10 protein-coding genes and 1 pseudogene are annotated in these 10,702 nt (G+C 51.2%); 2 read left to right on the top strand and 9 right to left on the bottom strand.

Annotation, left to right across the window (positions count from 1 at the left end):
* A partial coding sequence (locus LKD23_RS12215) for a relaxase/mobilization nuclease domain-containing protein (RefSeq protein ID WP_227621874.1) occupies positions 1-1,095 on the top strand: 1,095 nt, incomplete at its 5' end.
* 111 nt (positions 1,096-1,206) lie between these two features.
* Positions 1,207-2,100, top strand: coding sequence for a BRO-N domain-containing protein (locus LKD23_RS12220; protein WP_227621875.1), 894 nt, complete (start codon positions 1,207-1,209; stop codon positions 2,098-2,100).
* A 116-nt stretch (positions 2,101-2,216) separates the two neighbouring features.
* Here LKD23_RS12220 and LKD23_RS12225 read toward each other — a convergent pair whose 3' ends face one another.
* From LKD23_RS12225 to LKD23_RS12265, 9 genes and pseudogenes are all read right to left on the bottom strand, one after another.
* On the bottom strand, positions 2,217-2,417 hold the full coding sequence (locus LKD23_RS12225) for a transposon-transfer assisting family protein (protein ID WP_227621876.1): 201 nt from the start codon (positions 2,415-2,417) through the stop codon (positions 2,217-2,219).
* A gap of 2 nt (positions 2,418-2,419) precedes the next feature.
* Entirely contained in the window at positions 2,420-3,364 is a 945-nt protein-coding gene (locus LKD23_RS12230) for a hypothetical protein (RefSeq protein ID WP_438359810.1), read from the bottom strand.
* A gap of 3 nt (positions 3,365-3,367) precedes the next feature.
* Positions 3,368-4,285 (bottom strand): annotated as a pseudogene (locus tag LKD23_RS12235) (YodL domain-containing protein); the annotation flags it as partial.
* A 241-nt stretch (positions 4,286-4,526) separates the two neighbouring features.
* Complete coding sequence (locus LKD23_RS12240) at positions 4,527-5,864, bottom strand: virulence-associated E family protein (protein ID WP_227621877.1); 1,338 nt, start codon at positions 5,862-5,864, stop codon at positions 4,527-4,529.
* The gene (locus LKD23_RS12245; RefSeq protein ID WP_227621879.1) at positions 5,833-6,477 is read right to left on the bottom strand and encodes a CHC2 zinc finger domain-containing protein; all 645 of its coding nucleotides are present in this window, start codon (positions 6,475-6,477) and stop codon (positions 5,833-5,835) included. Before LKD23_RS12245 ends, LKD23_RS12240 begins: the two co-directional genes overlap by 32 nt.
* Positions 6,478-6,541: 64 nt before the next feature.
* Positions 6,542-8,122 carry a MobQ family relaxase gene (gene mobQ / locus LKD23_RS12250; protein WP_173900606.1) on the bottom strand — a complete coding sequence of 527 codons (1,581 nt, stop codon included), beginning with the start codon at positions 8,120-8,122 and terminating at the stop codon, positions 6,542-6,544.
* Between the two features lie 182 nt (positions 8,123-8,304).
* The gene (locus LKD23_RS12255) at positions 8,305-9,213 is read right to left on the bottom strand and encodes a radical SAM mobile pair protein B (protein ID WP_118285038.1); all 909 of its coding nucleotides are present in this window, start codon (positions 9,211-9,213) and stop codon (positions 8,305-8,307) included.
* Entirely contained in the window at positions 9,201-9,890 is a 690-nt protein-coding gene (locus tag LKD23_RS12260) for a radical SAM mobile pair protein A (RefSeq protein ID WP_118285037.1), read from the bottom strand. Before LKD23_RS12260 ends, LKD23_RS12255 begins: the two co-directional genes overlap by 13 nt.
* A complete protein-coding gene (locus LKD23_RS12265) occupies positions 9,887-10,324 on the bottom strand; it encodes a radical SAM mobile pair system MarR family transcriptional regulator (protein WP_118285036.1) in 438 nt (145 codons plus the stop codon). The genes LKD23_RS12260 and LKD23_RS12265 overlap by 4 nt, the downstream gene beginning before the upstream one ends.
* Positions 10,325-10,702 lie beyond the last annotated feature (378 nt).

Raw genomic sequence — 10,702 nt, forward strand, 5'->3', positions numbered from 1 at the left:
CACGAGATTGGCCGGCAGCTTGCAGATGAAGTCCTGCAAGGCAAATACCCGTATGTGCTGACCACGCACATTGACAAGGGGCACGTCCATAACCATGTCATCTTTTGTGCCGTGGACATGGTGAACCAACGAAAGTATGTTTCCAACCGACAGAGTTATGCCTACATCCGGCGCACCAGCGACCGGCTGTGCAAGGAACATGGTCTGTCTGTGGTGATGCCCGGTCAAGATCGGGGCAAAAGCTATGCCGAGTGGGATGCACACCGCAAGGGCACGAGCTGGAAGGCGAAGCTGAAAACCGCCATAGATGCAGCCATCCCGCATGCCAAGGATTTTGACGATTTTCTGCGGCTCCTGCAGGAGCAGGGCTATGAAGTCAAGCGGGGCAAGTATATTTCGTTCCGTGCGCCCGGACAGGGGCGGTTCACTCGCTGCAAAACGCTGGGCGAAGCCTACACCGAAGAAGCTATCACCGAGCGCATCAAAGGGCGGTTTGCGGAGCGGAAGCCCAAAGAAAACCGCAAAATTTCGCTGCGGATTGATTTGGAGAACAGCATCAAGGCCCAGCAGTCCGCAGGGTATGAGAAGTGGGCAAAACTCCACAATCTGAAACAGGCTGCCCGGACGCTGAACTTCCTGACTGAGCATGAAATCGAAAGCTACCCGGATTTGGAAAGCCGGGTGGCCGAGATCACCGCCGCCAGCACCGAAGCTGCCGCCGCATTGAAAGCAGCAGAGCGCCGACTTGCTGAAATGGCCGTGCTGATAAAGGATGTCACCACCTGTAAAGAACTGCGCCCGTTGGTGCAGGAGTATCAGCGGGCCGCTGACAAAAAGCAGTTCCGACGTAAGCATGAAGGCACCCTGATTCTCTATGAAGCAGCGGCCAAGGTCCTGAAAGAACAGGGCTTTCAAAAGCTGCCTGACCTCTACGCCCTGAAAGCCGAGTATAAGCAGTTGGCCGAGCAGAAAGACCAGTTGCAGCGGCAGTACACCGAAGCCAAACGCCAGATGCAGGAGTATGGCATCATAAAGCAGAATGTGGACGGCATCCTGCGGACAGCACCGGGAAAGAAGCAGATGCAGGAACGGTAAATCTGCACAAAATATTGTTCGGATTTTTGAATCCCAAACGCTTAGACCGGGTGGCGTTTCCACCCGAAATCATGTAAAATAGACTTAGACAACGAAAGCGAGGAACCCTCTATGGCAGAAGTGAAAGACAATAGCTCCATCCAGCTTTTTGAAGATCAGAAAATCCGTACTGCATGGGATGCAGAAAAGGAAGAATGGTATTTTGCCATCGTTGATGTGATTGCTGTTCTGACTGACAGCGCAGACCCACAGAACTATTGGCGCGTTCTAAAAAAGCGTCTTAAAGACGAAGGAAATGAAACCATTACAAATTGTAATGGTTTGAAAATGACTGCCCCGGACGGCAAAAAACGTAAAACGGACGTTGCCAACACTGAACAACTCCTACGCATTATCCAGTCTATCCCATCCCCAAAGGCTGAGCCGTTCAAGGCATGGCTGGCAATGGTAGGCAAGGAACGCATCGAGGAAACCATCGACCCGGAACAGGCCATCGACCGCGCACTTGATACCTATTTGAAAAAAGGCTACTCCGAAGAATGGATTCACCAGCGGCTTTTGGCAATCCGCATCCGCAACGAACTAACGGACGAATGGAAGAAGCGCGGAGTGCAAAAGGGCAAGGAGTACGCCATCCTGACCGATGAAATCTCCCGCGCATGGTCCGGCATGACCACGGGGCAGTACAAGCGGCTGAAAGGTCTGACAAAAGAAAATCTCCGGGATAACATGACTGATTTGGAACTTGTTTTGACGATGCTGGCCGAAGCCTCCACTACGGATATTTCCAAGACTGCAAAGCCGCAGACCTTTGAAGAAAACAAGCAGGTTGCCAAGCGTGGCGGCAAAGTGGCCGGCATTGCGCGGCAGGCTCTTGAAGCGGAAACCGGCAAGCCCGTTATCACAGAAAAGAATGCGTTTGACTTCCAGCAGCTTGTAACCGACATTGTAGAAGATGCCGCCGAACTGCCGGAAAATCTCACCGATAAAAAAGATAAAGACTGATACATGAAAAATAGCCGGACACAGCAGCCACAAGGCCACCGTGTCCGGCTATTTCTATGATGACAATGGCACATTACTTTTAGCGAAAATAATGTGTCATTGTCCAGCAATCGGTATCACTCACCCACAAAATCAAATCTCTGTCCGTCAAAGTCGGTATCCGTCATGCGCTTCAACTTTGCAATAGTGCCATTTGCCAGCCGCCGCATTTCCGTGTCCATGTCCGGCGGGGCAGCTATCATCCGCGCCATCGTCCGGCGGCGGTCAGAAGTGTGGTACATACAGATCAAATTTTCTTCTTCCACGCTGAGATTCATGGTCAGACCTCCATTTCGTGTTGTTTACTGCGGGCCGCTGCCCTTTTCGGACTGGCGGCCTGTTTTGTTTCGGAAAGCTGCTTGCGGACAGAAGCATGGGGTTTGCGAATGTTCTTATCTCGGTTCTCGTTTTTGTCAACCAGCGCGTAGATGCCAAAACGGTCTTTCACACTGGACAGATGTAAAGATTTATACGGCAGCATGGCAAGCAGCTGGTCCGTGTCCCGGCTGGATGCCAGCTTGGTGAAGTAGGGCGATACCTCCACCATAAAATGATTCTTGTCCGGGCTGTTGGGGGCCGCCAGCCGCTTTATATCGGCTACAATGCGCTGTGCCTCGGCCTCGATCAGCCCGGTGTGCAGTGCCGCAAGATGTTCTTTGAAATCACCGGGCTGTGCAGGCTCCCGGTTGCGCTGCTCCTGCCGGATGGCAGCTTGCAGAAGTTCCGGCTCACGGGGCTGCATTTCATACCGCATGAAATCCCCGAAATATTTGTCCGGGCGGCCGTCGAAATGCTCTTTCGGGCCAATCTCCCGCATCCCGCTTTCGTAGATCAGACGATTGGCACCCACGGGCAGGGCTGCATACCGGATATGCTGGAAGTGCTGCTGGTAATCCAGTTCATACAGATTGCCTTGCACAGTTCTGTTGGCTGCGCCGGTCAGCTCCACCGCATAGGCAAGAATCCTGTCGTGGGTCTGTTCGCCGCAGAATTTCCATGTGTTGTAGGCTTGGGTGTCTTTGAGCAGCACATCCCGTTCCCGGAAGCAGAATGTTCCAGAGGGTCGGGACAGCCACAACAGCAGCTTATCTTCCGGTTGGTCACTGCGGGCCGCTTCCCGGAGCATCTTAATGTCAAAAGAAAAATCGCTCTGGTAATACGCAGTATTCTGGTGCATGATGGCTTCCAGCGCAGCGATCACATCCATGTTTTCAAATTTCTGCACGGTTTACACCTCCAGTTCTTTTGTCTTTTCCCGTGGCTGTGTTTGCTTGCTCTGTTCCTTTTTTGCAGCATCCAGCTGTGCCCGGATGGACGGCTTTTTCGGTTTGGCCGTGCGGGACTTTTTGGCTTTTGGTGCCTTTTCCTCGGCCTTGACTGCGGCGGCAAGGTCGGTCAGAGAAATTTGTTCTCCGACCTTTGCTTTGGCCTCCAATTCTCCCAGAGAGGGCGCATTGTTCAACACACCGTCAATCATATTCTCGTTTTGTTCAGTGGACAGCTCTGCGGTGCGCAGCGGATTTTCCCGCAAGAACTCCGGCACCTGCTGGAAGCCCACACTGTCGCAGTAGTGGGCTGTGTCCTGCCCGTTCTGGTGCAGCACCACTACATCCGAAACAGACAGCGAATGTCCTTTGAAGTCTGCCGGATGCTCCACATTGAATGTACGGTAAATGTCCTCCAATGTGGTGCCAGCAGCCAACGGCGCGGCATATACCTCTGTATAGTCGGCCTTGTCCACGGTTCGGCCAGCGGCCTGCAGGCGGTCGTAAGGTTCAAAACGGTAATCACGGGTGGAATCTTCATTGCGCAGCTGGTAGATAGAAAAGCTGTCCTGCTGCGGTGCTTCAAAGCCTGCCGCCGCGTATTCTTCCACGGTCATTCCAGCAGCGGCCGCTTCCTGCGCGATCTCGGTCTGCACCTGTGCCTTGTAGTCCTGCAAGCTCTGGTCGAAGTCGGCCAGCTTGGGCGGTTCCGGCAAGTCATACTGACCTTGATTGAGCAGCGGGCGGCAGTCCTGCACATAGGCCACAACGGCGTTGTAATAGGCAGTCTGTTCCGGCGAAATGTTCTGCCCCTCCCGCAAAGCGGTGGTGGCGGTCTGCTCCATGGCCGAAAGGTTGCAATGCTGTTTGAGGTACGGGATAGGCAGTTATCCTCCATACATGAAAATAGCCAGACAGAAGGTGTCGGCAACGAAGTCCGGCAACGGGCTTCAAAAGACCTTGCAAACAATCTCAATCTGGCGATGATTACTATTTATACTTTTCTTTTATTTTTCTGTTGTTTTGGTTGTTATAAGGGAGAAAAGCCCGGAAATAAGGGGTTTTCCCCGGCAACCGGCTCGGCAACGGGATAGCAACAGGGGGGGCAACGGGCTGTCATTTTCAGAATGGAAGCTCCATCTGTTCTGTGACCTCCACAAAACCGTCCATCGTTTTTTCAGACGGGTTGCCGGAGTCCGTTGCCGGGTTTTCACGCTCCCAGCCCTTTTGTCTGCCATATTCGGAAAACATTCTTGGGTTCGGGAAGTACCGCCAGCCGGAAATGCACTGGTTCATAATCTCGTTGATTTCCCGGATTTCCCATTGCTTCGGCTCGTCAAAGGCATGGTTCAAGGCTTCCTTGTAGAGTTGCTTGGAACAGACCATACTCCCGGTGTACTTATCAAGATACGCCTGTATCATCCCGGCTTTGGTGTCCTCCGGCATAAAATCCCGCTGGTGTTCTTTGAGATACCGCTGCATGGCGGGGCTGAAAGCCAGCTTGAACCTGCCGCTTCGGTAAATCTCCATCGCTTCCGCCCACATCTGCTCGATATAGGCTCTGGAAGCAGCTTCGTCCTCCAAAATGTGAACCTCGGCTTGCTCCGGGTACACCATGACGGGGATAAAGCGGCGGTTGCCGGAACGGTCAAGGGGCAGGAAGTCAAGGGCATTGGAAGTGCCGCCAAACACGCACTGACGGGGGCGGTCTGCCGGGTGGGTTTCATAGGGTATCTTGTAAACTTCTTTCTGCCGGCTTAAAAATGACTTGATTTCCTCAATGCTCTTGGCGTTGGCGGTTGCCATCATTTCCGACATTTCGATAATCCAGTGACCTTGCAGCTTGCGGTACACATTGTCATCGTCCAGCTTCCGCAAATCATCGGAGAACCACTCGTCTCGGACTGCCAGCAGACGGAAGAAGGTGGACTTGCCAGCCCCCTGACCGCCTACCAGACAGAGCATGATTTCAAACTTACACCCCGGCTGAAAGGCTCGTGAGATTGCACCCAGCAGGAACAGCTTCAACGCTTCATAGGTGTAATCGTCTGCGTCAGCGCCCAGAAAGTGCCGCAGACAGAAACGGATTCGTTCTGTCCCGTCCCACACAAGGTCACTTAGGTAGTCCCGGATGGGATGGTACTTGTTTTCATTCGCCACAATCCCGATGGCGTTATCAATCTTTTTCTCATTGGTAAGCCCGTAGGTTTCTTCCAGATAGAGAAGCAGATACTTCATGTCCGTATCGTTCAGGGCGGTGCTTTCTCTGTGGAAGCCGATGGGCTTTATGATGTCCTTGCGGTCAGTTAGGATGTTGTATGCGATAGCCCCGGAAAGCAGCGGGTCACGCTGGAATACGGTCAGGCAGTTCCGTATGCTCTGACGGACACCGCCTTTCTCGGTAGTTTCCAGCCCCGCCTTGATTTCCTCAATGCTCTGGGGCGGCTGCATGGCGTTCATGGTGTTTTTTAGTTCTTGCTGCGTTTGCGGCGGCAAGCTCTGCCATTCGCTGTTCAAGCTGTATCACATCCTTTCCGTAGTCCGTAATCAAAGCCGCTTTTTCCTCCGTTTCCCCAAAGAGCAGCACATCCAGCAGATATTCCACTTGGTCTTGCTTCTGTAAGGCTTCCACAAACCGGGGATGAAAGGCTTCCTCCGGGGAGTGCGGGGCATATTCCTTTCTCCATGCCCGGAGCAGGTGGAGATAATCGGCAAGGATACGGAAGCAACGGTTTTTTGCTTCCTGAAACTGTTCCTCCGGGGATTTCTGCCGGGGCTTGGGCTTTTTTGCCTTTCCCGGCGGTTTCCAGTCCTCATAGGAAAGCCCGAAGTCCTGTGCCAGTTGTACGGCGGCTTCTTTCTTTCCCAGACCATACAGGGCGGCGGTAAAATCAATCACATCCCCATCAGCACCGCAGCCGAAGCAGTGGTAACGCCGATCCAGCTTCATGCTTGGGGTTTTATCGTTATGGAACGGGCAGCAAGCCATCCCGTTCCGACCTACATGGATTCCATAATGCTCCGCAGCCTGTCTTGTTGTGACGGACTGCTTCACAGCTTCAAATACATTCAAATCTATCCCTCCTTGAAAACAAAAAAGCACCTGACATTCTCTGATTGAAAATGGCAAGTGCCTGTTAAAGTTCCATATCCTGTTGTTTGTGTTTCGTCTGTGCCGGGACAGTTCTTTGTGCTTTTTTCTCGTCAGCCTTATCCTGCAAGACTTCCTTGATAGGCTGCTTCTTGGGCGGCTCTTTGCTTTCTTCTGTGCCGGGTGTAGCTTTCCGTACCCAGTAGCGGATGTCCCGCAACTTCTTCAAATCAGCCTGTACCTCGGTCAAAGGTTCTTTCAGCTCTGCGATTTCGCTGAGAAGTTTTTCCTGCTCCTCTTGCAGCTCATTTTGGGTACTGTCCTTATCGTCCGGGTGCTTGGCAAGGTAGGCGGCGGCTTTCTCATACCGGGCAACCTCCGGGTGTTCCTGTTTGAATTTCTCCTTTGTTTTCTTAAAAAACATCTTCTGGTACTTCTCATAGACAGGCTTACATTCCTTGCAGTCTGTCCGGCTGGCAAGAATCCCGTCAATCACTTTGCTGCGGGCTTCCTTTGGCTTCATCTGATTGCGGTAATCTGCGGCTGATTTCCCGGAAGATTCCAGAAATGCTTCTAAGTCCTCCACAGTGGAAAGCCCCTTTTGCCGGAGATAGGATAGGGCTTCGCTGACTGCCTTTAAGTCCTGTGAAGTCCCCCGGTTCTGTCCAGCCCTTGTCCAGTCCTTCCGTTCTTCCTTTCGTATCTCCATATACTTCATCAGCAGATTGGGAAGAAGTGTCGCTTCCTCCGCCGCTTTTTGTGCAAGCAGCTCCTTCCGTTTTTCTCCCAGCTCGGTAATCCAGCCTTTGAGGTTTTGGATAAGCTGCCGGATGGACTTCATTAGGCGGTTGGCAGCTTTGATTTCCCGGTTCAGGTTGCCGATATTTGTCTGGATACCACGCTTTTCCATCTGCTGGACAGCAGCCCCCTCATGGACAGTAGGGATAATATCAAGCCCCTGTCTGGCATAGGAACGCAAGTCCACACGCTCCGGGCGGTCATTGGCTTCCAGATAGCGGTTCTGGATTACTTCCCATTCATGCCGCCAGATTTCACAATATTTCTGGTCGTTCCAGTCAACCGTATCCTCCTTGTGGCTTTTCCACCTGCCGGACGGAAGTTTTATCCGTTCTCCGCTTTCATCAAGGTCATAAACCTTGCGGCTCTTGGGAAGCCATTTCCCATGTTCGTCTATTGCCCTCATAGTGAGCAAGACATGGGCGTGGGGATTGTGTCCCGGCGGATGGGGGTCGTGGATGGCAAAGTCAACGATCATGCCTTTGGAAACAAACTGCTGCTGGCAAAACTCTCGGACAAGGACAGCGTACTGGTCAGGCGGTATCTCTCTGGGGATGGTAAGCACCCACCGCCTTGCAAGCTGGGAGTTCCATTGCTTCTCCACCGCTTCGGCGGCGTTCCATAAGGTATTACGGTCTGCATACTCCGGCGGGGCATTTGCTGGGAGCAGAATCTCATTGTGGACGATACCACGCTTTTCCGGGTAGTGCTTCACTTGCTGGTCGTATTCACAGAACAGCTTTTCGCCACTCTGGTAAGCAGCGGCGGCAACCGCAGACTGCCGCTGGCTGCGCTGAACAATCGTGATTTCGTTGTGTGGACAGGGCATTTCGTGTCCCTCCTTTCGCTAATTGGTGGACGGGGTGGCGTTTTACCACCTCATTTTGGGCAGAAAAAAAGCAGGAGACCTTTTTCAGATTTCCTGCTCGGTGTGCCGCTATGTGGGCGGCGGGTATTTAATTGTAAAAGTTCGGGGCAAGTTGACCCGATGTGAAGCTGACAAACTGGAAGTTAGCGATTTCTTTTTCCGGTATTTTCTGTCCCTCGGATTTCCTCATGATAGAAATAATCTACGATCACCGGATGCCCCTGCGGGACTCTGCCATAAGGCATTTCATTATCCACAAATGGGCAATCATACTTCTTAGCCATTTCCTCAGCTTTTACTTCAAGTGCTTCAAAGTAGCTGCGGTTATGCTTGTTATAGATCTCGTCGTAAAGTGGTACAAGATCAGGATATTTTCCGGCGATATAATCCATAATTGTCTTTTTGAAACCGCCTCGAAGATTGAGATTTTCGAGCCAGAACAGATCGCACTGATCCTTTACCCGCTCAAAGATTGCTTCAAAATTCGTGATACCGGGGAATACCGGAGATACGAAACAGACTGTACGGATACCTGCATCATATATCTGCTTCATAGCAGCGATACGGCGCTCAATGCTAGAAGCAGAGTCCATATCGTTCTTGAAATTTTCATCTAGTGTGTTGATTGACCATGAAACGGTTACTCGTCCAAGCTTCTTCAGCAGATCAATATCCCGTACCACAAGATCCGACTTTGTGCAGATCAGAATATCTGCGTCACTGCCGATCAACTGCTCCAGAAGTTTTCTGGTATTCCCGAATTGCTCCTCCTGTGGATTGTAGCCATCCGTCACAGAACCGACGACCACCCGCTGTCCGGCATATTTCTTCGGATTTTTAATTTCTGGCCAATGCTTCACATCAAGGAAAGTGCCCCATTCCTCCGTGTGTCCGGTAAAGCGCTTCATAAAAGAAGCATAGCAATACTTGCAGGCATGTGTACAGCCCACATAGGGATTGACCGAGTAACCGCCTACCGGCAGACTGGACTTGGTCATGATGTTCTTTGTTTCCACCTCACGAATGAGGATTCCATCGATTACTTCTGCCATGATCTCTGTACCTCTAATACTTTATTGAATTCCTCCGGCATTTCCTGAATCATATTTTCATCCCCTATGATAGGGACAAGGTCTTCCTTCATAAACACCGGAATGCCGAGCTTATGTGCCTGGTCCGCCAGAGACCATGCCCATTCCGGCTCCGTATGAATCTTCCTGCTCTGAGCCCCAGTCATAGTGCCGACAACGATCCAGTTGATTCCGGAAAGGTCAACTGTACTGGGATCGTCGAATAACGGCTCAAAGGTAACATGGTAATGCTTTGCTTTGACGTTTTTTCGAAGGGCGTCGATACGCCACAGTTCTGCTTTCCTCGTCACCGTAACGCCAAACCATGCGTTTTCCAGATCGGTATCAAAATCCAGCAGATCGGGGCGCTTGGTAAGAAACAGGAACTGATGCTGTGGATTTTCACGGATCTTTGCAAATACCTCGTCTCTCCATTCCGGCTTCCATCCGGAGAGATCGCTCATGCCGGTAAGAAGAAAGTTCTGCGGACGTTTCTTTTCCATCATCTTGAGCTTGCCCGGAAAGAACTCAGGATCAGCAAAGTCATCAATCATATGCCAGCGCTTTACATTGTTGCGGGCATAGCAATATGTACACCCCACTGTGCAGCCGATGACGAGATTCATGTTCTGGATCTGATCTTTGATACAAATACTCATGACTTCTGCCACTCCTCAAGATTCTTTCTGATGCGGTCGAGGCATTCCTCAAACCGGGTAATTTCTTCCTCTGAAAAACCCTTGTAGTAAATGCTGCCCATCTCATCAGATACAGAATCGTACTCGTCCTTTAAGGCATGTGCTTTCTCAGTCAGAAACAGGAGTGTTTTCCTTTTGTCCGTTTCAGACTGAACACGGCTTATCAGCCCTTGATGTTCCATTCTTTCCAGCATCGTCGTAAGAGATGTTATCGCTAATCCGCATTTGACCGAGAGTGACCTGATCGAGATTCCATCCTCCTGCCACAGCACATAAAGAATGCGCCCTTGGGCTCCATTGAACGCATCAATATTCTTTTCGCTGAGAATTTTCTCAAAAATCCGGTCACCAAGCTGTTTTATTTTGGTGACAAGAAATCCTCCATTTGTTTTCATGCAAAAGCTCCTATATAGTAGTTTATAAAATCATACTATATAGGAGCTTTATTGTCAACAGTTTGTATGTCTGAATAGAGGTAAATTCCGATTTGTTGTCATCTTCATTATACTTCATTGGCTATCGAAAAGATAGCATATTTTATGAAACTTGTCGGCTGGGAACAGCTTGCAACGCAAGGTGTCCCCAGATGGCAAGTACACAAAAGGGTAGCTGGCGGCAGCCAGCGCAGGGGAAGCGTAGCGTCCCCTGTTTGATTTGAAGCAGACCATGACTGCGGAAAATCACAGCCCTCCGGCGAGGAGCCTTCGGAGAACGCAATGCACCAACCTCTGGGTGGTGTATAATTGCGCCCTTAGTAAACTAAGGGGTTTCCG

The sequence above is a fragment of the Faecalibacterium butyricigenerans genome, assembly GCF_020687345.1.
GTDB classification, from domain to species: domain Bacteria; phylum Bacillota; class Clostridia; order Oscillospirales; family Ruminococcaceae; genus Faecalibacterium; species Faecalibacterium butyricigenerans.